Origin of the sequence: Arsukibacterium sp. UBA5043 (assembly GCA_002415085.1) — a bacterium.
GTDB lineage: Bacteria > Pseudomonadota > Gammaproteobacteria > Enterobacterales > Alteromonadaceae > Alishewanella.
In genome coordinates, this window is record DIBV01000001.1 from 1 (window position 1) to 22769 (window position 22769).

Genomic DNA, 22769 nt, shown 5'->3' on the forward strand with positions numbered 1-22769 from the left:
GTTATTTTTAGGGTGTATTACCCGCCAGTACACCACTAAAGTCAAAACGCTATCTCTTACGTGCCTTTTAAACAGGTTCTAATTATATCGCCAAGCGATCCCAGTCTGGCAAGGCTAACCGTTCCGCATGGCGCTCCAGTTTGGACTCAAGATGTGTACTCTGCGATAAAAATAAGCTATAGAAGGGTTACGGGGAAATAACACGCAGTAGCAACCTCGTTTGGATAACACAAGGAGAGACAAATGAAATGCATATTGCTGATACTTACCTGCGTTGCAACATTAACCATTGGTGCTGTTAGCGCCGCCGACGTTATTGTGCCATTTGGCATACCCAAACCCCCTGATGCAAGATTGGCTATTAATGATGCCTATGATAGCGGTGCTGGTGACAGAGAGGAATGGATAGCAAGGTTCGGCACGAAAGCATCACGCCAGGATACTATCGCTTTTTATCGTAACGCGTTGGAACAGGCTGGGTTTGAAATTTATTCAACAGCAGACAGAGCTGGTTCTGCCATGCTGGCGGCCAAGCGGGATAGTGACCGCATTACCATTTATTTTAAAGATAACAGCGATTGGGTTGAGGCGAATGAAAGCGAAATTTTTATCAAAGCGGTGTATAACAAATAGCTGATATCACTTAACAATTGCGTGAAAATTAATTGTCGCCACTAAATATGAGTGCCAATGCCATTGTGGAAATGTTGCTGGAAGACGTATTAATGATACCGATCCTATCGATCGCCAGTCCGGAAGCGTATCGGTAAGCGTTTCGCTTTTTACCGGACACAGCAATTATTTACGTGGCAATGCTATGTAAGCGATAAGCTTTCCATGTTCGCATGCAATGTTTCAACATATGAAATGGCTGATACCACACAAAAATTATGCAAATAAATATATTTTGATACACGGCTTTATAGCTTTTAGCTGCTAGCATTTTAAAAATGAGCGCCATTAAAGCTGAAGAGCAGAGGGTATATAACAAGATTGCGTAAGCTAAATCAGTTAAATTAATATTCATAACAACCTCATTATCTGTAAATTTGCAACTTGAAGGTGTATTGCAGTTTGTTACTCTAACACCGCCCCAAAAGCAGCGCCTTTTGTGATGGGATTGCTGCATTTGTTAATTAAATGCCGAAGCGAGGGTACTCGTAAAACATGAGTTAAGTCAACCGCAATCCAATTCTTACCCGCCCCATGCTATAAGCGGCTACGCTTGTTCGAAAGCCATTGCCGATATTTTTGCTGTTGGCTTTAAAACCAAAGGCGTTGACAGAACATATAGCATTAGCGTTGCGGTATACTTCCCCCAGCGGCGACAAACCAACAAAACCATACACCTCGGTAATTAAGGGCTACAGACAATGAGCAAGATTTACGTGCTGCATGAAAACAATGAATGGACAGTTCATTTACAAAACAGACTTGATGAATTGAATTACCCTTATGAGTTATGGCATTTAGATGAAGGTTCAATCGATCTATCGGCTGAGCCACCGCAAGGCGTTTTTTATAACCGTATCAGTGCCTCGTCACATACCCGGGATCACCGCTTTGCCCCTGAACTGGCTGGCGGGGTTATCGCCTGGTTGGAATATCATGGCCGTAAAGTGATAAACGGCAGTCGTGCTTTGAGTTTAGAAATAAGCAAAGTACATCAGTACTTAGCCCTGGAAAAAGCAGGCATAGCTACGCCAAAAACCATTGCCGCCGTAGGAAAAAAGCACATTATTGAAGCGGCAAGCTCGCTTGGCATGGCCTCATTTATCACCAAGCATAATCGTGCAGGCAAAGGTCAGGGGGTGCAATTGTTTCACTCGGTACAGGCACTGCAAGACTATCTTGACGGCCCCAATTTTGATGCGCCGGTTGATGGCATTACCCTTATTCAGCAATATATTAAGGCAACCGAACCCTTTATCATCCGGCACGAGTTTATTGGCGGCAAGTTTTTGTATGCGGTTAAAGTAGATACCTCTGAAGGTTTCGAACTTTGCCCGGCCGATGCCTGCTCAATAGGTGACATGTTCTGCCCTACTGACCAAACGCCAGCGCAGCCCAAGGCTAAATTTGAAATACTGCAAGACTATCGGCCGGCGTTTATTGAGCAGTATGAAAGGTTTTTGGCAGCAAATGCTATTCAGGTTGCGGGTATCGAGGCCATCCAGGATATAGATGGCAACAGCTATGCCTATGATGTAAACACCAATACCAATTACAATTCAGACGCTGAGGCAAAAGCGGGCCAATTTGCCATGCTTGAGCTGGCACAGTACCTTAAAGCTGAGTTAGATAAATTAGCGTTGTAGGCATTTGGTTGGCGGAAGTGCAGGGTCATTGAGTAGCAGGGACAGGTCTTGCCTTTTGCCAATCCAGAAAGGCAACAAACAAGACCTGACCCCAAGACTCCTTAAGAAGACGCTTTATGACTCAATACTTAGGGCAAATTGCGTTTTACCACGGCGTTATACCCCAACTAACAAAGAGAACACTGAGTAACATTGCAGACAGGCCCAAAAGTATAAAGCCTATTAGCGAGCGTTTTCTAAGGGGATTATTTTTATGCGCTTTTAGCGTCAGCACAAGGGTCGCTATGCCCATTAATCCTGCCAGCAGCACCAGCAATGCACCAGCACCGGCAGGTGGCGCAAAACCAGCAATAAGACTAACCTCGCTGATTTCCATTGCCGTTTGCACACCCAGCCCAATCAGCCCGACACCCACCAGTAAAACAAGCGTGGTGATAAAAGCGATAAGCCTTGGCGTTACCGGGCCAAGGCCTGGCACTTCGACGTTGCTTGAGCTAAAGCGTCTGGCAATAGCACCCCAGGAAATCATAATGAAACCTAATAAGGAAATAATGATAGGCGTAGAGGCAAGCAAGCCAGGGACAACAACGTTCTTTGGCTCATCCATGGCGCGTGCTGCGAGCTTTAAATGGATATCCGTTTGCAGGTAATCCAAAAACTCTGGTGGCGCTGCACCTTCTTCCAGACAAGATGCATCTAATTCAGCAAGATTTTGGCTGGGGTCGTCGAAAAAGTCAGTGAGCACTTGCGATGCACATTCACTCATTGAACGGGTAGGGCCGTGGCCGGCGTAAGGTACGATGATTAAGCGGCCGTTGCTAAACCCTGGCGCAATTCGCTCAGCCAGCGCTGGCGGGGTGATGGGATCCCAATCGCCGTTAACCACTAAGGTTGGAATATCGCTTTGAATTAGTTGATAATCCTTACGATCCCGCGGGGCTAAACCTGCTTCAACGCAGGTATCGGCCATTAATTGGGAACCCTCGACGGAAAATGCGCCCTCGTTAAAACCAAAATCTTCTTGCAGATCCTCTGCCGCAATACTGGCCTCTGCTGCCATATAACCATCGTTACAACGTATCGCGCTGCCCATACCCAGACCAGAACTGCGGGAAAATTCTGCTGCGCCATTTGCTAAGGCCTGAAATACTTCGTCGTCTCTGTTGTTAATCATATCGACTAAGCCCCGCATCACCGCTGGAATAGCGGGGTGTTCGTCTTGTTCATACAACATAGAGAACGGGGCAAAAGCGGCAATTAACGCCGGCACATTTGCTTTACCCGATGGGAAAAGCTCTTCGTCAAACGCATCCGCCATAACAGGATTGGCAATAAGGGCATTACCCGCAGCGTAAAACGCCTGCTCTAAGCCGTCACAAATAGCCGCGCCTTGCCGCTCACATTCGGTAAATACATTCTGATGGTTGCGGGCAACCCAGCGGTGAATGCGCATTAAATCGCCCAGGTCATTCGGTACAATGGCATCGAGTACCAGAGCCCGTATTCCTTCAGGGTCGACATTGACTAACATCTGGCCTAAATGACTGCCGTAGCTAATGCCCCACACATTCCACGAATCGAAGCCTAAAGCACGGCGAAGTGCGCGCACATCTCTGGCATTCTCAACCGTATTGTAGGCGCTTAAATCGACACCCCGGTTGGTGGCTGCATTAAAACATGCCTTCATCCGCTCTGCGTTTTCAATTTCTTGCCCTTTTAGATTGTCCGCCAGCACCTGTTCGCGGCTGGTGGCATCATAATATGGACAAAGCTCTTCCGAATCGCCGATACCGCGTTGATTAAGAATGTATAAATCCCGGGTTTTGGTTAAGTCATGCTTTAAAAAGCGGTTTACATAAAATTCTATACCTGCGCCGGGCCCGCCGGTAAGGTAGATAATGGGGTCTGCTCTTGGTTCAAGTACTTGCTCATCCTCTTTTGCTGATTTGTTCTCCTGATCAATATCAAGACTCGCCTGGGCAGTAATGTGGGTGAAAATGATCCTTAGCAGACGACTATCGGGCACCTCTCTGTTTTCCGGTACCGTAATAAAGCCGCAACGTACTCTGCCTGGCTGATAATCGATTTCATTCTTAAAAGGACAAATAACATGGGTTACGTCGCTGACATCATCGTTTATAAACGCGTTGGTGCTTACTGCAACTGCCGGTGATTCCTGGGCGAAAGTTTGGGTGGACAAGCCAAATAGAAGTAATGCTAAGAGGGATAGCTGTTTACACTTTGTCATTGTAAATACCTTATTGTTATCATTTTCAGGTGATACAGCTTAGAATTTAAAAGATAGTACTTATCCATCGTACTTTATATAACTCAGTCTGCCTATAGCACACCTCTGGCCGAAAATCCCACAAGTCCTTCACTTTAATTATTCGCCGATTCAATGGCTTTTTCCGTTACTAAATCCGGGTTCCATTTTCTAAAGGTACTATCCAAAAATACATTGGCAAGCTGCTCAAACTCAGGGTGCTGGCTCATTCCGTAAAAGGCGGGTGCAGTTAAGATAAACTTCTCGATCCCTAATAAGTCTGTATCTAGCATTGGCTGGCGCTTAAACATACTCTGGGTTTGCTGGAGGGAAATATTGCCAGTGAAATCCATAAGCCATGCACAGAACCAACTGACCTTATTTTGAGTTTGTTGGCATAGGTAATTTCCATTAGCAAGGCTAGTTTGCAGTGCCAGTGCATAACTATCGTCGCCCTGGCGTTTTTTAATGGCTGCATAGTCATAAGGCTCAGCTTGATTGAGATCAACGCGTTGCATAAACTCCTCTGCGCTTACCCCTGCCAACTGCTGCTGTTGTTCATACAAGGTTTCGTCGCCTAACAGCAGCTTATAATATGTCAGTAATTCGGTTTTTGTAGACTCACTTATCGCTAATTGTTGATAACGCTGTTGCTGTTGTTCGTTGAGTTTGCCGCGCTTATCTAAATCCAGTAGTAATAAAAAGGCGTTAAAGAATTGCTCTGCATAATCCGGCGACTGGCGTAATTCTTTGGCCATATAGTCCAGCGCGGTATCGATATTGCCGCTCAGGATATTGACTGCGGATTTTGCTTTTCTATAGTCTGCGCTGGGCTCGCCGCGATAGTCGTTAACCAGGGCTAAGGTCGCTTTAATATCCTGTTGGTAGGCGTAACTAAAATAAAGGTTGCTGACGAAGTTCAGTGAGCTGTCGGGAAAGAGCCGTCCCATTCTGGATAACAGTGGCTGAGCTTTCTCTGGCTGTTCCGTTACTAAATACAAATACACCAGGTTGGACATATTGACCTGACTTTGTGGATTGGTTTTCAGTATCTGCTCCCGGCGCAGAATCATATCCTGGTAGTTATCCAGCCTTAACGTACTGATATTTTGAATGAGCGGGTCGTTGGGAGCTTGTTCATAAGCTTGCTGAAACAGAATTTTACTTATTGCGAGCTTAATATTGTTCTCAGCTTGGTTTGCCATTACCAGCGTTTTAAGTGGAAAGTCTGGTGCGGCCAATAGCTCCCAAAACAAGCGTTCCGTTTCTGCCTGGCGCACTTCAGCCGTAAAGCCACCATATTGTATACCAAAAGTATACACCATATACAGTTGCGCCTTAGCCAGATAAAACTGCGGGTCCAGTTTAATCGCTTGTTGCAATAAGTCAGCGGCTTGTTCTATTGATTCCGATGTGCGCTGATAAGCCAGCTCCCGCCCCTGAATAAATAACTCATAGGCGTCGGGATTTGTGGTCATACCGGCTTCATGTTCAACCTGTTCGGGCAACAGATTTAGTTTGAGTGCCTGGGTAATGGCAAAGGTCAGCTCATCTTGCAAGGCAAAAATACTGGTGAGTTCGCGATCGTAGGTTTGTGACCAGATATGTGCGCCAGTGGCAACTTCAATTAATTGTGCGGTAATACGCACCTTGTCTTTGTCTTTGCGCACGCTGCCTTCAAGAACGTAATTAACATTAAGGAGTTCGCCGATTTTGCGAATATCAGTTTGGCTGCCCTTAAAGTTAAACGAAGAGGTACGGGATATTACCACCAACTGATTTAACCGCGCCAATGAGTTAAGGATTTCTTCGGCAATGCCATCACCAAAATAGCCCTGGGAATTATCCCGACTCATATCTTCAAACGGTAATACGGCAATAGAGCGCTCTAAACTGTCATCGGCTGAACTGACAAACCAGTTTTGGTAAAAGATAAACGCCAATGCCAGCGCTAACGCGGCGGCTAAAATATAATTAATTTTACTGCCGGTTTGCTCACGAATAGACTCGTTAATATCCACCTCATGAGTGCGTTTAAGCCCTTGCGGTGTCAGTTCAAAGGCCCAGGCAAAAATACATACCAACGGAAAGGCAATCGCCAGAATGACGGTGGTAATGGTGCTAAATAGAGTAGGCAGATGTAAGGCGGGCGATATAACCGCAACAATTTGCAGGATAATCCAGCAGGTAACCAGATAAACACTGGCAACCTTGAATACATTACGGCGTTTTAGCTCAGTAAATAATGTCATGCGTCCTGCTCATTATTTTTTGTAAGTTAACCTTAAAGGATAAACGGTAACAGTACAATTAATGTACGAATATATTCATGCTTGAAACCACGCGATGCTATTTGCCACCGGACTTACTAAGTTCGATCAGAATTAACAGCTGAGCCTGTACCTGCTATTGTGTCGACTGTTTATACCAACGCGTTTATATGATTTGGAGCCAACGTGAAAATCATCCGCAGTAAAGACTTTACCGCCAGCCGCGCCTGGAGCGCTCTGGATATCGCCAGTATGAATGGCATTACCACCCGCTTGCACTGGACAAATCAGCCTTATAAATGGCATATCAATGATGGTGAAGAGGTGTTTGTGGTGCTTGATGGCATGGTAGATATGCATTACCGCCAGGATGGCACCGAACAGGTTAGCCGGTTAGATGCCGGTGATATTTTTTACGCTGGTATTGGCTGTGAGCATGTCGCTTATCCGGTGGGCGAGGCACGGATTTTAGTGGTAGAAACAGCGGGTAGTGTTTAACAGGTTTTGCCGCGTTAAGAAAATGACAATGACAATAACAATCCGCTTAATTAAACCGGCAGATATTATGGCAGTCGTGGCACTACAGGATAGCTGCTACAGCGACGCCTTATATGAAAGCCCGGCCCTGTTGCAGCAACGTTTAAGTGCCGCTGCCGACAGTTGCTGGCTGGCTGAAAACGCTAACGGCCAGTTATTGGCTTATTTATTTAGTTATCCGTCAATAAATGGCCACATTACGCCGTTTGCGTCTGCTTTTACATTAAATGCTATGCCTGAGCTGCTATACCTGCATGATATGGCCGTAAACCCGGCAGCGCGTGGTCTGGGGCTGGCCAGCCGCTTGCTTGCTACCGCTCAGCAGCATGCATTAAGCCAGGGCCTGATGAAACTGGCCCTGGTAGCCGTGCAGGGATCGGTACCTTACTGGCAGCGCCAGGGTTTCAGGGTAGTCACTAGGCTAACCGATAGCGCAGAGCACGCTCTGCGCAGCTATCAGGGTGAGCAAGCGCGTTATATGCAAGCCGCGCTGTTTAGCGATACAAAAGGCTGAAGCGGAGGGATTTTGGACATTATTGATACCTTTATTGCACCGGCCTGCCATGAAACTTTGGATGTTTTATACCAGGACGAGGCCATTTTACTGATTAATAAGCCGTCAGGCCTGCTGAGTTTATCGGGTAAAAACCCGCTTAACCTCGACTCGGTGCACTTTCGGTTAGCGAATGGCCGTTTGGTAAATGGCCGTTTAGTGAATGGCCAGCCTGCTGTCAGTCCATCGTTTCCCCATGCCAGATTACCGCACCGCTTAGACTTTGGTACCTCAGGCATTATGGTGGTTGCGCTGACCCCAGATGCCACCGTTAAGCTTAATAAACAGTTTCAGGATGGCACAGTACAAAAGCATTACACTGCGATGTTAGAGGGCTGGGTGAGCGCGGATGAAGGGGTGATAAACGCGCCGATTGCCAAAGATAACAGTCAGTTTCCACGGGTAAAAATTTGCCAGCGCACTGGCAAAACCGCGACCAGCAAGTTTAAAGTATTACAACGGTTAACTGAGCCACGGCGCAGCCTGGTGCAATTTACCCCGCTTAGCGGCCGTACCCATCAGCTGCGCATTCATAGCCTGAGCATCGGCCACCCCATTCTGGGTTGTGATTTATACCATAGTGACAGCAGCCAGCAGCTGGCAAACCGATTATTACTGCATGCCAGTGATATCTATTTTGAACATCCGGTAACCGGCGCGCCGCACCACGGCCACTGTACCAGCCCTTTTTAGGTTCTATCCTCTATTCGTTAAATCGATACCTGAAAGAGAGCGACTGGAACCCCGTTTTGGTCGACACAAAGTGTCTGAGCGAGCGAGAGCGAGAGACAAATACGTCGGGAACGTATTTGAACAGCTCTGCTGGCTTGCGAAGGGCAGGATGTCCGAAGTAGTTGCTGTGGCGAGCCAAGGCGGGTGTTGCAGTTGTTCTCTCTGCATGCTGGTTACGACTTCTAACGCTAAGCCAATGACAGTGCCTGAAACTGCCACTACAATACTCTGCAATACCTGTTATTGAAGCGGTAAACCTAAGGAGTCTGGCTTGGAATTAACTATTTATATTGTGGATGCCTTTACCAAACAACAGTTTAAAGGCAACTCTGCCGCGGTGGTGCCATTACAAGATTGGTTGGCGCCTGAGCTAATGCAAAATATTGCTGCTGAAAATAACCTTTCTGAAACCGCCTTTATCGTTGCTACAGCTGCCAATCAATATCAGATCCGCTGGTTTTCGCCATTAACCGAAATCGACTTTTGTGGCCACGCCACCCTGGCGGCATCCTATGTGATATTTCAGCATTTGGGCGGGGAGGGGGAAATTGAGTTTGTCACCCGGGAAGTAGGTTCCTTGTTTGTTAAACAGCATAGCGATGGCAGAATTGAAATGAGCTTTCCCAATCAGTGCCCGCAGCTTGTTGAGCAGGTGCCGGACACGTTATTAGCAGGTTTATCAGTAGCACCGATTAAGGTATTAAAAAACCGCCAGGCCTATTTTGCGATAATGGCATCAGAGCAGGAGGTTAAAAACCTGAGCTATAACTCAGAGCGGTTAAAGCAGTTAGCGCCTTTTGATCTGGTGGTTAGCGCTAAAGCCAGTGCCACCACCAAAACCGATGAGTATGATTTTATTTCCCGCTATTTCTGGCCGGCGAATGGTGGTGATGAAGATCCGGTAACCGGCTCTATTCATGCCGGGCTGGCACCTTACTGGGCGCAGCAGCTGGCGAAAACAGAATTAGTAGCGTACCAGGCATCAGCGCGCGGCGGCACCTTGTATTGCAGCATCAGCAATGACCGGGTGTTAGTGTCAGGATTTGCCGTGCTTTATCTTAAAGGCACTGCTTACATTTAAGGAAAAGTTTGTTCTCTCTGCATGCCGGATACAACAATCTACTCCTCTTAAGCTAAGCTACATCACGGATGAGCTGCCGGTATTGTAGCCTGCTATCCTAAATCGCTGCTAAACCCGCAGACTAACCATTTTAAAAAACTATTAATCTGCATCCAGTTTAATAAGTCAGTCGTTACTTATATACCCGATAGCTGTTGTCCAATGTTGGAGTTGATCGGTATACCCGCAAAAAAACGGAGAAATACTATGATTTCCAAAAAAACAGCGTTGGCTTTGCTAATTGCAACTGGCGTGTTTAGCTCATCTGCAATCGCAGGCCATACTAACAACCTGCTGGAAGCGACACTGGATGGCAGACAAGAAGTAGCCAATGATGACAGCAACAAAAGAATTTCCGGTGATCCAAATGGCAGAGGTGAAGCTTATGTGTTTGGCATCGACAATGATGCTTTTACCCTGTGTTATGTTCTAACCGTTGAGAAAATCCAGCTTGTTCCTGTTGGCAGTGGCATGGCTGCTCACATTCACAAAGGCAAACGAGGTGAAAATGGTCCGGTAGTGGCGGTGTTAGCCGGGCCGGAAGACGGTAATGCAGCAGATTGCCTGACAGAAGGTGAAGCAGGTAAGTTTCCTACCGGTATTAGTGTAAGCGAAATTCTTGAAAATCCAGAAGAATACTACATTAATGTGCATAACCCAGACTATCCTTCAGGCGCCATTCGTGGCCAGTTATTCTATCAATCTGATGAATAACCGCTGCTAGTCCAGACATAAAAAAGGGCGTTCAGCCCTTTTTTATTGACCTGCTGTTTTATCTCTGACAGATAATATGGTTCGCGGCAGGCCGTCTAATAACCACGCGCTTAATTCGTTGTTTCTGCTAACATTTGTTTACACTCTCCATTTGAATCTGCCCGCTTGCTGGGGTTTAATAAGCCAAAAAAAGAGAAAAAACCATGGATCTTAAGCGCTTATTATCTGGAGTCGTCGCCGCCAGCCTGCTGTTAACCGGTTGCGGTGAACCCGGTTATCCTGATCATTTGCAGGTGCAACGCATCGATCAACCGGATCTGCAGGCAATGTTAATTATGCCTGAAAACCCCGGCACGGCGCTGCCTACCGTTATCATAGTCGGTGGCTCAGATGGCGGGCTGAAAAGTGCAACCGCTGCAGCTCAGGCCTTTGCGGAGCAGGGGGTTGCCGCTCTGGCTGTCGGCTATTTTGGTATGCCCGGATTGCCAGAAACGCTGAACCGTATTCCGCTGGAATATTTTGACGCTGCCTTGCAATACATTGACGCATCTGCGCAGCTAAGTCGCAACCAGTGTCAGAAAGTGGCGATTATCGGCAGCTCCCGTGGGGCAGAACTTGCGTTGCTGCTTGGCGCCAATTTTGATGGCTACGGCCCGATAATGGCCGTTTCGCCCAGCTCACACGTCTGGGGCGCCGTGCAGGACAGTACTGCCGCCGCCTGGACATTAAATGGACTGCCGCTGAATTATGTACCGCGCCATTCTCAGCCCGATTATTCGGCCAAACACTTTATTGGTCGTGAGTATTTCAAGCAGGATTTGCAACACCCCGATGCAGTTGCCGCAAAAATAGCAGTCAGCTCTGTTCAGACTGAACTATTACTTTTTGCCGGTGCCGATGACCAGCTCTGGCCTTCGGCACAAATGGCAGAAGCCATTGCCGCTGAGCTTAAGCAATCGGGCCCGCAATCAAGGGTGACGTCCGTTATTTACCCTGCTGCCGGTCATGTGATTACCCCGGGGCTGCCTGCTAATTTAACCGAAGCCACCCTTAATAACGGCCAAACGCTGGTACTCGGCGGTCAGCCTGACGCCAATGCCCGGGCGCAGCAGGATATTCTGAAGCGGGCCATTGACGCCATTAAACATCCGGTTTGCTATGACAGCAACGCAGCGTTTAACCGCAATAAACTTAACCAGTTAACAGAGTTTGTTAAAACCACCGGCACCTCGTCGATGGTGTTGATGCGCTCCGGTGAAGTGGTTTTCGAATATGGCGATATTCATCAGAAGCATACTATTCATTCTATCCGCAAAGCTATGCTGAACTCTCTGTACGGTATTTATATTGAGCGCGGTGTTATTAACCTTGATGCCACCCTGGCTGAGCTGAATATTGATGATATCACCCCCCTGACAGCAATCGAGCAAGGGGCGACGCTTCGGCAGTTGCTGCAATCCCGCTCCGGTATCTATCTGCCTGCGGCGGCCACGTCAGAGGGTATGCTGGCAGCCATGCCTGCGCGTGGCCAATTTAAGCCCGGTGAACAATATGTCTATAACAACTGGGATTTTAATGTGGCCGGCGCCATTTTCGAAAAACTGGCCGGCGAATCAATTTATGCCGCCTTTAAGCGGGAAATCGCTGACCCGCTGGGCATGCGGGACTATAACGGCAGCTATACGACCATCGATAACGATACTGACATTGCCACGCTTACAGTAGATGGCTTTTATCAGTATGAGCCTGAAAAATCAGCATTCCCGGCCTATCATTTCCGGATGTCGGCTTATGATATGGCACTTTACGGCCAGCTATACGAAAACTTCGGTGTCTGGAATGGCCAACGTATTTTGTCCCGCGAGTGGATAGCGCAAAGCACCACCTCTTATTCTGTTACCAACCGATACATGGACTTTGGCTATGGCATGCTATGGAATGTGATTAATGCTAACGATAAACGGCCCAGCCAGGCCTTTTATCATACTGGTGTTGGCATTCACATGCTTGGGGTATACCCGGACTCTGATCTGGTTTTTGTGCATCGCGTTAATACTGAAACGGAGTACCAATTTGATCAGCAAAACCTGTATCAGATTATAGGCCGGGTGTTTGATGCACTTGAAACTGCAAAAGCACCTCAGCCATAAGCTGCATAAGCAGCGGCTGCAAGCCGCTAACTACACTTTCGCTACCGGACTGGATTACTGGTTTTGTAACGTCGCTGCATTGAAAGCCTCAGTGCCCCACAATGGCACTGTCGACAGGCTGTGCTTAAAGCTGCCGGAGGTTTCCTTGGTGGAGTAGGACACGTACATCAGGGTTTGGTTGTCGGCATCAAAAATGCGGCGAATCTTCATGGTTTTAAAAAAGATACTTTTGGATTTAGTAAACAGCACCTCACCGTTTTTGCTTTTATCTATTTGAGCAATCATTTGGGCGGTGATCGGGCCGGTCTGGCGACAGGCTATAGAGCTATCGGATGGGTCGGAAAAATCCAGGTTAGCCTCAATACTGGAAACATGACAGGTAACCCCGGTAACCAACGGGTCGACAACCGCATCGAGCTTAATATCCTTGGTCGTAAACATCCCCAGTGACACATCGCCGACTTCGTTTTTGCCACAGCCGGCAAGTGCCAGTAACAGTAAGCCACAGTAAATAGCGCGCATCATCAGCTCTCCTCAGGTTAATTATTGCAGTATTGCCAGCATGGCAGGGTTATTAGTCAGCATAGCACTGCCGGCGGGGTAAGTAACTGCACAGTGTCGGTATGTTTTTTGACATGGTTGGTAACAAATCCTCTGCAGCATAAATCAGATTACCCGTTGTAAATAGGATAGAGTCGCTGTAACGTGCTTACACTAAATTTACAAGTGCGAACGCGTGCGCCGGGAGGCTAAAGCCATGATTACCTTTAAACCTGCTACGAATTTGGCAAAAGCGGCGCGGTATACCCTGACCAATATGCGGACTTACTATCAGCAGTATTCGGTTGAATGGGATGAATCACAAATTGAGAGAATGACTGAGAATCTGATTAATTTTGATATTTTCTCAGAGGGTGAAGCGATAGGTGTTATCAGATTGCAATTTGACAGTGAAGGCTGTTACCTGCGTGATTTGCAAGTCGATCAAAACTATCAGAATCGCGGTATAGGCTCTGAAGCTATTGCCGAAGCAGTGCGGCTTGCCAAAGCGCATGGCTCGCATTTGCTTAAACTCAAAGTATTTAAAAACAGCCCGGCTGTGCAGTTGTATAAGCGGCAAGGGTTTAGTGTAACCAGCGAAGATGAGCGGCTTTACTATATGAGCCGGGCTGTTGGCTGACTATCAGTTGTTATCGCCAGTAATAAGCGCCGGCGGCCGAGCCAGCGCGACTTTGCCGGTTACAATAGCTTTATCTTTTTGCGTACATTATTCCTATGAAATGAACAGCGATTAACCACCAGATCAACTGCTTCAGAAACATATGAGTTTCATGAATCTTCGGAAAAACCTGATAAAAAACGTCTTTGTCTGGTGCCAGCTCAAATCCAAAAACGGTAAGGGGGATTTGATAGTTATTTATTAGTGCTACACCGGTTGCTGCCAACAGAAAAATACAGCTGTACAGACTAATATGGGTGACTTTGATAAATACCGAATGCTTTTTAGACTCAGGTTGCACCCGCTCAATTTTAGTTCTGGTTAAATACGGAAAAATCAGTCGCCCAAACATAATAATAACAAGAATAATACCGATAAACGCATGGAGCTCCACTGCATCCTGCCGGTGTAAAACTTGTCCTTTTATGTCCCAGTCCACATGATGGAGCTGTGTCGATAGATTCATCAGCATAAATAGCAATAGTAAGGCTGAAATCCAGTGCAGCGCTCTATCAACAATATATGACTTTGATTTCATTATTTTTTACCAGTCACCAAAAGTATACTGACTGATATCCTAACGCGTTGCAGGCACGCTTGCAGCATAAATGTTAATTATTTTTAAACCGCGATGTTAAGTTGCTGAGAAAGAAACAGCATTATAATAACGTGCTGTTAAGTCCTCACCGCTGGCTTATATTCCGTTAATTACAGGCTACCACGACATGCTGTGCAGTCATCAGGTAGGCGGCTGCAAACATTCACGCTCTGAATAATTCCCCTGTTACAGCGACGTTTTAGTCACATTGGCTTTGTTATCCTCTTGTCGTTTCATCAGATAAATACAGCGGATTGTTGGAGGATAGTGATATGAGCAGGCACGCAAGACAGGTATCGTGGGAAACTGGCAGAGGGATAGCACTATGAGCAGACAATTGAAACAGGTATCGTGGTTGATGCTGTGGGCGCTGCTGGCTGGCTTGCCGTATTTTAGCCACGCAGCAGAGGCGCCTGGTGCGCTGACCGTTATTGTTAAAGATCAGCTGACTGAGCGGCCACTTTCAGGCGTGCAGGTAACGATTAAGGAGCGGGAAACCGCTGCCAGCCAAACCTTAGCCACTGACGAGCTGGGGCGGATCGTTGTGGAGCAGCTCGACCCGGGTCTGTACTCGGTAAACGTTAGCAAAAGCGGCTTCGCAGCATTGTATGAGCCAAGCGTACGCGTGGTGACGCGTAAAAATATCAAAATTGAATTTGAATTGCGGCCGCAGGCAATTGAGGTCGTAGAGGTGCGGGCGCAGCAAACTGATCCATTTGCATCCGCTTCCAGCACCTATCTTGACCGAGAAGCGCTACGCAGTGCTGTCGGCGGTGGTGCCGATCCGCTACTGTCGCTGGACGGTTTACCTGGCCTGGCATCAGCCAGTGAATTTGCCAGTTTTAGCGTACGTGGCCGCGGGCCAAGAGATAATTTGTTATTGGTGGATGACTTTCCGTTTGATAAAGCGGTGCATTTTGATGCCACCCTGGGGGAAGAGGAAGATGTCGGCGGTGGCGGCCGTTTCTCGATTTTTGCACCAAACGTGATCGGTGGTGCCGAATTCTCACCTGGTGGCTGGGGCCCTGCTTATGGCGGCCGCGCAGCATCGCTACTGAAACTGGACGTTGCCGGTGGCAACCCGAGCCCGTCAGCCAGTCTGCGGCTGGATCTGGCCGGTTATGAAGTGGGTTACGACGGCCCAGCCGGTATTTCTGATGATGCGACGTTGCTGGTTTCTGCCCGGCGGCTGGACTTCGGCGCGTTATTTGAAACGATTGAAGAGCTGGACATTGGTGAGCCGGTGTTAAGAGATATCATCGTAAAGTCGGTTATACCCATTAACCAGAACAACACCTTTGAAATTCTGCTGATTGATACCCACGAGGATTACAGCCGCGACGTGACCCACGTGTTCGAATCACCTAATTTCGAAGATGCTGCGCTACAGGATTCAGAACAAGACAGTGATTTGTATGGTCTGACATTGCGCTCATTAATTGGTGATAAAGCGGTCTGGACCAATAAGGTTTACTACCGCAACAGCGACAAGGTTAGCTCAGAGGGCGAAGCCTTTCCCGATCTGGTACCTGAAGGGGCGCCCGCATCGGATTTTCCGCTGCGCGAAGACATTATTACCATCGGTGAAGCTGAAACAGAAATAGGCTGGCGCAGCGATTTTGAGACAGTCAATCAATGGGGTCTGTTCAGTGCCGGGCTGCGGGTAACCCAAATTGAACTGGACTACCACACGGTGTTGGACGGCGACTGGATCCGCTTTGTTTACGACGATGATGATTTCAGACCAGACCCCGACCAGCGGTTTATTGTGCTTGAGCCCGGCAACATCAACTCGGCTATAAATCAAAAGGAAATGAGCTACGCTGGCTATGTCGATCAGGTGTTTGAGCACGGTGACTGGGATTTTAGCACGGGCTTACGGCTGGAACGCGACGGCTTTGCCGATGAAAGCGTCGCTTCGCCCAGATTCAGTGTTAACTGGCAGCCGGGCAGAACGGTCAGATACTTTGCCACTGCCGGGCTGTTTCATCAATCACCACGTTATCTGGAGCTTGCCGCTAATGAAGCAAACGCGCTTAAAAACGAAAAAATCAGCCATGCCAGCGTCGGTGTTAAGTATTTCCCGGCCAATAACTGGTCGGTATTAACCGAGGCTTATTATCAACACCTCGACGATCTGGTGGTCGATCTTGATCGGGCCAGCGGTACCTTTGCCAACATTGGCGATGGCACATCGTACGGTGTCGATATCGTCATCAACGGTATCCTTCGCGAGGGCCTTTACGCTACCGCGACCTATTCATATAACGATGCCGTGGTCGACCGCAAAGATGGTCGGGGTGAAGTTGCTGCTGAATTCAGCCGCAAGCATGTCGCCACCCTTGGCCTGACCTGGGAAATCAGTGACCGCTGGAAGGTAGCGGGGCGTTACAAATACCTTTCCGGCAGGCCAGCCGACGACTTTATTATTCACGCCGACGTATTGGGACCAGGGCAACCGCTGCGTTACTCGAAAGAGATCACGGAGCGCAATGTCGGTCGCAACAGTGGTTCCGGCTTGCTGAATGCTCGCGTTGACTATCGGCGCGCCTTTGGCCCGATAGATTTAACCGCCTTTCTCGACGTTATCAACGTCACGGCAGCGTCTGCGGGCGATGACACCGAGTTTGACTACCGCCGCGGCGTTCTGGTGCAGGACGATAGCGAAGCTGAACCGCTGATTGGTCTGCGACTGGATTATGCATGGTAGATCGGGCATGGTAAATCGTGCATCGTGCATCGTGCATAGGGCGTGGTAAATTGTGTAGGGTAAATCGTGCCTGATAATAGCGGGCAATAGCGGGTAAGGAGAAGCAGCATATGGTTTACGCGCTTGGTGTAATGCCGGTCAGAGTACTGATTGTCGAAGACAATCGCGACATTTGCGCAAATATTGCTGCCTATCTTGCAAAGCATAGCTACATAATGGATTTTGCCTATGACGGGATAAGTGCGATGCAGCTGGCGCTGACGCATCGGTTCGATGTTATTGTGCTGGACCTGATGTTGCCCGGGATGGATGGCTTAAGTTTTTGCAAAAAGCTACGCTCAGATGCCAAAGCTGATACGCCGGTGCTGATGCTGACCGCCAGAGACACTCTCGACGATAAACTTAAGGGCTTTGCGGCGGGCGCCGACGACTATCTGGTCAAGCCATTCGCATTACAGGAGTTACATGCGCGGCTGCAGGCGCTATACAAACGTAGTCACGGCAAAACCGACAATTTGTTAACGGTGGGAGAGCTGACGCTGAACCGGTCAACACTGCAGGTGCATCGCGCCGGGCGGCGTGTCGACCTTAACCCTACCGGTATGAAATTACTGCAACGACTGATGGAGCAAGCACCGGCTGTGGTGGCCCGCGATGAGCTTGAAACCTTGTTGTGGGCCGACGAACCCCCCGATGGTGATGCCCTTCGCTCACACATGTACAAGCTGCGCCAGGCTATCGACAGGCCGTTTGACAGCCCGCTGATCCATACGGTGCATCGTATCGGTTACCGGATTGCGGAGGATGCATAGAGGGTATATGAAAGATAAACAGCCGCTAATGTACCGGCGCAGTTTACGCAGCCGTGTCGCCCTGGCATTTGCGCTATGTGTTGCGGTACTCAGTGTGGTCTGGGGGGTTGCCTTCGTCGCTGCGGTCAGGTTGAGTGAAGACCGGGTGCTGACGCATCAGCTACAGCTTGCCGCCGCAAACTATCCCTCTGTGACATCCAACCTTCGCGGCTATGATGACGTTGCCAGCTTACCCGAATCACTGCGGGCCTGGGCAGAGACTAAACCTGCTGAGGGATTGTACGAATTCGAAGCTGACGAGTTGCATGTCGCGGTGCTATCTGTCGACAATGAAAAGCTGCCTGCCGGCAATGCACAGCGACCGGCCTTTGTGGTGTTTGACGTTGCCGGAATTGAAGCGGCCTCGTCAGAGGATTGGTGGTTGCTGCTTGTTATCAGCGGCGTTGTCGGTACGCTTGGTGTGCTTGGTTTTGGCCTCGGCGTTATCGTGATGCGCAGAGCGGTTGCCCCTGTGGCGCAACTGGCCAGAGCGGTTGCCGACATCGATCTGGAACATTTGTCAGCTGAAGATTACAAACGGATAGACGCCAGCCGCTTTGGTGATGATGAGGTTGGCGTGCTTGCTGCGGCTATTGAGAAAACGCTTGAGCGTATCAGCGCCTTTGTTGAGCGGGAGCGCTATTTTACCGGTTCTGCCAGTCATGAGTTACGCACGCCAATCACGGTAATAACAGGCGCACTTGAGCTGCTGGAGCAAAGCACGCTGTCAGCGACCGATGTCAAGGCGCTGGATCGGGTGCGGCGGGCGACGCTTGATATGAAAACCACTATTGAAATGTTCCTGTGTCTCGCCCGCGAAACCGATGACGGCTTGTACGACGAGCAGTTTTCGGTGTTGCCGCTGGTGAACAAGGCGATAGATCAGCAGCGCTACCTGTTAAACGGCAAGTGCATCGATGTTAATATCGACCAACTGGCAAACCCCGGCATCAGCGGCCATCCACAGGCTTTTGCTATTGCCGTCAATAATCTGGTGCGAAATGCGTTCGAGCACACTCTCGACGGCCAGGGCCCGATTACCATTCGTATTAACCCGCACGAGCTGTTAGTTACCAATCAGCTGAGCCATGACACTGATGAGCTGCACCCGCCAACCGGGGCGTCGCCTCACGGTTATGGTCTGGGGCTGGCTATCGTACAACGGCTATGTGAGCGCAATGGCTGGTCGTTTTCAATGCTCGCAGATGAGAAGCGGGTAGTCGCCCGTCTTTCCTGGTGACGATAGACTGCTCTTTTGCAGGTTGAATGTTTTTAGTAGCAAAATGCTGTTAAAGCAATCGTAAACAGTGAAAATAGTAGACTTACATTTTTGTATCGGTAATGACTATCAAAGTTATCGTTACCCATAAGTTATTGTAAATAAGCCAGTTACAATGTAATGTCATCAACATCCAATTTACAAAGACGTACAGTTATAGCAACGGGGTGGGGCATACTGCTCTATCGTGCAGGTTTTGGCCACTGCTTAATGCGTTATTAAAATTTAAAATGGAGTGCGTATGAAAAAAGGAATTATTTCGTTGTTGGGTTTTATATTTTTTAGTTCAGGCACACTGGCTGATGAATTTGCTTACGATGCTTTTGTTAAAGCTTATTACCAGGCAGAGGTAAAGACTCAGCAACCAAATGCAACGGCGGAAGATTTGGAACACTACTTATCTTTTCTTACCGATGATGTTGGCAACCAGCATTTCCCAAACGCGCCCGATGACTCTCGTGAACCAGATGGTAAAGCGTTGATGCGTAAAGGTATGACCCATTATCTTGGTGTTCATACAGAATACAAAGCGGAACTCATCGACTATCAGTATGGATACAACGCGGTTGCCATTAAGCACAAATATTCTGCAAAAGGCAAAAGAGCAGATGGTTCAGATTTTAGCTACAGCAAAGTAGCACTGGATGTACTTGAACTTGAAAATGGCAAAGTCTCTGTTATCCGTCGCTACAGTGAATAACTCACAGATCACAAATTTTATTGCCAGCAAAAAACCGTTGGCTGCGCCGCCAAACCGCTGCGTGGCTTTTGGCGGATTTGGCGGCTGTTAGCCGGTTTTCGGGTTATATTGCTCCGTGTAAGTGGGATATAAAATGACAAAATTTAGTGTGTTTGCTTCGCTATACTTATTTTTTGCCTGTGCTGCCAATGGTCAGACTTCCAATGTTGATGTCCATACTGCAGTTGATGCTCAACTGCGGATTAATCAGCAAACACATGGCATTCCTGGTCAGGCCGTGCTTGTACTTCACAACAGCGATATTTTGTACCGCAATGCTACCGGCATGACAGCGATTGAAAACGGTACCTTTGTCACGCCCGAAACGGTCTTCCCTGTGTATTCGGTAAGCAAGCTGTTCGCCATCACCCTGGCGATGCAATTGCAGGAAGAGGGAAAAATTGATTTTTCTGCGCCTGCCTCACGTTATGTTGAGAATCTGCCGCAATCCTGGCGAAATATCCGGATCGATCAGTTTTTAAACCATGTTTCGGGCATTCCTGAATATTTTGACAGTAATGATTTCTCACTGCCTTTTCCGCCCAGTCTGGCAGCCGTTTTTACGAACTTAAAAGATGTACCTGTATCTGCACCCGGCGAACGGACAAACTACACCAATACCAACAATCTGGTTATCGCGGCTATCCTCGAATCCATAACGGGTAAACCATACCGCATGCTGGTACGCGAGCGGATCATTGAACCGCTTGAGCTGCAAGATACGTGGCTTGATCGTGCTGACGTACCCAAAAACCGCCTTGTTGAAAGCTATCGGGCGAATGAGGGCAAGATTGTGCCTGACTTATTAATAGAATGGCCGGATTACAGCGCCGCGCACGTGGGCGCTTACATGACACTGGACGACGTGGGCAAATTTATGTCTGCTATCGCGCAAGGGCGTCTTGTTGCAAAGCAGGAACTACAGCGCCTTTGGCAGCCCTATCAGTTCGCTAACGGTAACGTTGGATTTTTTGCCGCAGGCTGGGATTATGGTAAGTCAGGTCGCTGGCACGAGGTCGGCCACGACGGTGGCACCAAGGTGCGGGTGCGCATTTTGTTCGATGATAATCTTGATGATCATTACGTGGTCGTCTATCTGACCAATGGAAATAAAGATGGTGTCTGGTCGCACACGCTGGTCACTTCGGTCCAGACGCTGATATTACCGAAATAGCTGTGGCCTGGCAGAATAGCGCAACGTTTCTGGCCAGCTTCATTGAAGTTATTAAAATAAATGGAAAAATAATGAAGAAAAGGAATATTGCCAAAATAATAGTTACCTTTGTAGGTTTGTCACTGATTGCTTCAGCTGTTTTCGCTCAGCAGGTAGCAGTTGCTAACAATGAATACAGAACAGTGACTGATACCCTTTATTCGGACGTTCTGAGCGAAAACAGAACTATTACGGTGCAACTCCCCAAGAGCTATAGCGCTTCGCCGAACAAGCACTATCCTGTTATTTATCGGCTGGACGGTAAGAGTAATATTCCGCTTGTGTCGGCAGTGTTAGAGCGTCTGCAAGACGTAAATGCGGCGCCTGAAGTTATCATTGTCGCCATTGAAAATACTGACAGGTTGAGAGATTTTTACCCAACCGTCAATCAGGAGCCGCAGGGACCTGTTGGCATTGGCGGTGGTGCACCAAAATTCTTAAAATTTATCGAAAACGACCTTATCCCTTTTGTTGATAAAAAATACCGTACCCATGATTTTAAGGTCATTGCCGGGGCCTCCGCTGCCGGCGTATTCGTACTTTACGCTTTGCAAACCAACCCCGAACTTTTCCATGCGCATCTCGCTTACAGTGCAGCTGTTTGGTGGAATTATGGGGCATCGGCAAAAAGCACAAAAGCGTTTATGTCTGAAACAAAAAAACTAGACACCTATTTATATATGAACATTGGTGAAGAAAGTGGCGTGATGAGAGAGCGCTACAACGATTTGCAAAGCTTTATTTCAGCCAACCGGCCTGAAGGCTTAACATTGATAAATGATGAGTTTGACAATGTCCCGCACGGGTTAACCTCAGCCGCTGGCATTTTTAATGCCTACCAGAATCTGTTCTTACCGTTACGGATGCCGCTTCGAGACTATACCGGCGACACCAGCTCAATTGCAGATTATTACCAGCGGCTATCAGCTCAATATGGTGAGCAGACTGCGCCGCCGGAATGGATGGTACGTGAGTTGGCTTACCACTTCGTCAATATCGGCAATTTTGAACAGGCGATTAAGCTGTTCAAATATGACATATTGCTTTATCCCGAAAAACCAGATGCATACAACGGTCTGGCCTATGGCTACGAGCAAAGTGAGAAGTACGAAGCGTCACTCGCCGAGGTTAACAAAGCAATTGCTTTATCCGGTAAAGACGACGACGGTTATGACGTTTATCTTGCTCGTAAACAGCGACTACTTAAGCGTTTGGCGCAGTAAACACCGGTTCGGAAATAGTGTCAGAAGTTTCAGGGCGTGAAGCAAACCTTCCTTTCGGTATCTCACCTGGAATTTAAGTGATGTATTGGTATCCAGCTTGCCGCTAAAAATGCCCCGTGCTTTGTTAGACGGGTTGCCCCGTATTTGTCGCCGGCATAAATACTAGCTGTACCTATAAGTTATTGTAAGTTTTAAAGAACCGGGGTAATGTTTCTACATTAAATTTACAAAGGCAGGTTAACCCATGTTTAAACACGGGGCGGCCCGCCGAATGAGT

Annotated in this window: 19 protein-coding genes; 15 read left to right on the forward strand and 4 right to left on the reverse strand. The window is 48.1% G+C overall.

What is annotated here, in order from left to right:
* Positions 1–243 precede the first annotated feature (243 nt).
* Together B2Q61_RS00005 and B2Q61_RS00010 are read left to right on the forward strand one after the other, a co-directional pair.
* A complete protein-coding gene (locus B2Q61_RS00005) occupies positions 244–633 on the forward strand; it encodes a hypothetical protein (RefSeq protein WP_290621178.1) in 390 nt (129 codons plus the stop codon).
* 740 nt (positions 634–1373) lie between these two features.
* On the forward strand, positions 1374–2318 hold the full coding sequence (locus B2Q61_RS00010; RefSeq protein ID WP_290621179.1) for an ATP-grasp domain-containing protein: 945 nt from the start codon (positions 1374–1376) through the stop codon (positions 2316–2318).
* A 145-nt stretch (positions 2319–2463) separates the two neighbouring features.
* Here the strand turns inward: B2Q61_RS00010 and B2Q61_RS00015 are convergent, their stop codons facing one another.
* Both B2Q61_RS00015 and B2Q61_RS00020 read right to left on the reverse strand, forming a co-directional pair.
* Complete coding sequence (locus B2Q61_RS00015) at positions 2464–4566, reverse strand: alpha/beta fold hydrolase (protein WP_290621180.1); 2103 nt, start codon at positions 4564–4566, stop codon at positions 2464–2466.
* 134 nt (positions 4567–4700) lie between these two features.
* On the reverse strand, positions 4701–6836 hold the full coding sequence (locus B2Q61_RS00020; RefSeq protein WP_290621181.1) for a hypothetical protein: 2136 nt from the start codon (positions 6834–6836) through the stop codon (positions 4701–4703).
* Positions 6837–7040: 204 nt separating this feature from the next.
* Here B2Q61_RS00020 and B2Q61_RS00025 point away from each other — a divergent pair, with 204 nt between their 5' ends.
* The 6 genes from B2Q61_RS00025 to B2Q61_RS00050 all read left to right on the forward strand — a co-directional run bounded on the left by B2Q61_RS00025 (position 7041) and on the right by B2Q61_RS00050 (position 12660).
* Entirely contained in the window at positions 7041–7352 is a 312-nt protein-coding gene (locus tag B2Q61_RS00025; protein ID WP_290621182.1) for a cupin domain-containing protein, read from the forward strand.
* 28 nt (positions 7353–7380) lie between these two features.
* Complete coding sequence (locus tag B2Q61_RS00030) at positions 7381–7905, forward strand: GNAT family N-acetyltransferase (protein WP_290621183.1); 525 nt, start codon at positions 7381–7383, stop codon at positions 7903–7905.
* Between the two features lie 12 nt (positions 7906–7917).
* Positions 7918–8637, forward strand: a complete 720-nt coding sequence (locus tag B2Q61_RS00035; protein ID WP_290621184.1) for an RluA family pseudouridine synthase — start codon at positions 7918–7920, stop codon at positions 8635–8637.
* A gap of 310 nt (positions 8638–8947) precedes the next feature.
* Entirely contained in the window at positions 8948–9757 is an 810-nt protein-coding gene (locus B2Q61_RS00040; RefSeq protein ID WP_290621185.1) for a PhzF family phenazine biosynthesis protein, read from the forward strand.
* 246 nt (positions 9758–10003) lie between these two features.
* Positions 10004–10510 carry a CHRD domain-containing protein gene (locus tag B2Q61_RS00045; RefSeq protein WP_290621186.1) on the forward strand — a complete coding sequence of 169 codons (507 nt, stop codon included), beginning with the start codon at positions 10004–10006 and terminating at the stop codon, positions 10508–10510.
* A gap of 203 nt (positions 10511–10713) precedes the next feature.
* The gene (locus B2Q61_RS00050) at positions 10714–12660 is read left to right on the forward strand and encodes a serine hydrolase (RefSeq protein ID WP_290621187.1); all 1947 of its coding nucleotides are present in this window, start codon (positions 10714–10716) and stop codon (positions 12658–12660) included.
* 54 nt (positions 12661–12714) lie between these two features.
* Here B2Q61_RS00050 and B2Q61_RS00055 read toward each other — a convergent pair whose 3' ends face one another.
* Positions 12715–13185, reverse strand: a complete 471-nt coding sequence (locus B2Q61_RS00055) for a CreA family protein (protein WP_290621188.1) — start codon at positions 13183–13185, stop codon at positions 12715–12717.
* A gap of 232 nt (positions 13186–13417) precedes the next feature.
* Here B2Q61_RS00055 and B2Q61_RS00060 point away from each other — a divergent pair, with 232 nt between their 5' ends.
* The gene (locus B2Q61_RS00060) at positions 13418–13840 is read left to right on the forward strand and encodes a GNAT family N-acetyltransferase (RefSeq protein ID WP_290621189.1); all 423 of its coding nucleotides are present in this window, start codon (positions 13418–13420) and stop codon (positions 13838–13840) included.
* A gap of 70 nt (positions 13841–13910) precedes the next feature.
* Here the strand turns inward: B2Q61_RS00060 and B2Q61_RS00065 are convergent, their stop codons facing one another.
* Positions 13911–14417, reverse strand: a complete 507-nt coding sequence (locus B2Q61_RS00065; protein WP_290621190.1) for a cytochrome b/b6 domain-containing protein — start codon at positions 14415–14417, stop codon at positions 13911–13913.
* Positions 14418–14802: 385 nt separating this feature from the next.
* On the opposite strand from B2Q61_RS00065, the gene B2Q61_RS00070 reads away from it, so the two are divergent.
* From B2Q61_RS00070 to B2Q61_RS00095, 6 genes are all read left to right on the forward strand, one after another.
* Positions 14803–17187 (forward strand): TonB-dependent receptor, encoded by a 2385-nt coding sequence (locus tag B2Q61_RS00070; RefSeq protein WP_290621191.1) that lies wholly within the window; start codon positions 14803–14805, stop codon positions 17185–17187.
* A gap of 131 nt (positions 17188–17318) precedes the next feature.
* Positions 17319–17999, forward strand: a complete 681-nt coding sequence (locus B2Q61_RS00075; RefSeq protein WP_414631474.1) for a response regulator transcription factor — start codon at positions 17319–17321, stop codon at positions 17997–17999.
* A gap of 7 nt (positions 18000–18006) precedes the next feature.
* Positions 18007–19278, forward strand: a complete 1272-nt coding sequence (locus B2Q61_RS00080) for a sensor histidine kinase (RefSeq protein WP_290621193.1) — start codon at positions 18007–18009, stop codon at positions 19276–19278.
* A 280-nt stretch (positions 19279–19558) separates the two neighbouring features.
* Positions 19559–20017: a nuclear transport factor 2 family protein gene (locus B2Q61_RS00085; RefSeq protein ID WP_290621194.1), complete on the forward strand. Its 459-nt coding sequence runs from the start codon at positions 19559–19561 to the stop codon at positions 20015–20017.
* A gap of 133 nt (positions 20018–20150) precedes the next feature.
* Positions 20151–21230, forward strand: a complete 1080-nt coding sequence (locus B2Q61_RS00090) for a serine hydrolase domain-containing protein (RefSeq protein ID WP_290621195.1) — start codon at positions 20151–20153, stop codon at positions 21228–21230.
* Positions 21231–21232: 2 nt separating this feature from the next.
* Entirely contained in the window at positions 21233–22492 is a 1260-nt protein-coding gene (locus tag B2Q61_RS00095) for an alpha/beta hydrolase-fold protein (RefSeq protein WP_290621196.1), read from the forward strand.
* Positions 22493–22769: the final 277 nt, after the last annotated feature.

Excerpts from the sequence above, each read along its gene's own strand:
- B2Q61_RS00090 (WP_290621195.1), top strand. The coding sequence starts at position 20,151 with ATGACAAAATTTAGTGTGTTTGCTTCGCTATACTTATTTTTTGCCTGT.
- B2Q61_RS00075 (WP_414631474.1), top strand. The coding sequence starts at position 17,319 with ATGCCGGTCAGAGTACTGATTGTCGAAGACAATCGCGACATTTGCGCA.
- B2Q61_RS00010 (WP_290621179.1), top strand. The coding sequence starts at position 1,374 with ATGAGCAAGATTTACGTGCTGCATGAAAACAATGAATGGACAGTTCAT.
- B2Q61_RS00015 (WP_290621180.1), bottom strand. The coding sequence starts at position 4,566 with ATGACAAAGTGTAAACAGCTATCCCTCTTAGCATTACTTCTATTTGGC.
- B2Q61_RS00020 (WP_290621181.1), bottom strand. The coding sequence starts at position 6,836 with ATGACATTATTTACTGAGCTAAAACGCCGTAATGTATTCAAGGTTGCC.
- B2Q61_RS00045 (WP_290621186.1), top strand. The coding sequence starts at position 10,004 with ATGATTTCCAAAAAAACAGCGTTGGCTTTGCTAATTGCAACTGGCGTG.
- B2Q61_RS00050 (WP_290621187.1), top strand. The coding sequence starts at position 10,714 with ATGGATCTTAAGCGCTTATTATCTGGAGTCGTCGCCGCCAGCCTGCTG.
- B2Q61_RS00060 (WP_290621189.1), top strand. The coding sequence starts at position 13,418 with ATGATTACCTTTAAACCTGCTACGAATTTGGCAAAAGCGGCGCGGTAT.
- B2Q61_RS00030 (WP_290621183.1), top strand. The coding sequence starts at position 7,381 with ATGACAATAACAATCCGCTTAATTAAACCGGCAGATATTATGGCAGTC.
- B2Q61_RS00065 (WP_290621190.1), bottom strand. The coding sequence starts at position 14,417 with ATGAAATCAAAGTCATATATTGTTGATAGAGCGCTGCACTGGATTTCA.
- B2Q61_RS00080 (WP_290621193.1), top strand. The coding sequence starts at position 18,007 with ATGAAAGATAAACAGCCGCTAATGTACCGGCGCAGTTTACGCAGCCGT.
- B2Q61_RS00005 (WP_290621178.1), top strand. The coding sequence starts at position 244 with ATGAAATGCATATTGCTGATACTTACCTGCGTTGCAACATTAACCATT.
- B2Q61_RS00070 (WP_290621191.1), top strand. The coding sequence starts at position 14,803 with ATGAGCAGACAATTGAAACAGGTATCGTGGTTGATGCTGTGGGCGCTG.
- B2Q61_RS00055 (WP_290621188.1), bottom strand. The coding sequence starts at position 13,185 with ATGATGCGCGCTATTTACTGTGGCTTACTGTTACTGGCACTTGCCGGC.
- B2Q61_RS00085 (WP_290621194.1), top strand. The coding sequence starts at position 19,559 with ATGAAAAAAGGAATTATTTCGTTGTTGGGTTTTATATTTTTTAGTTCA.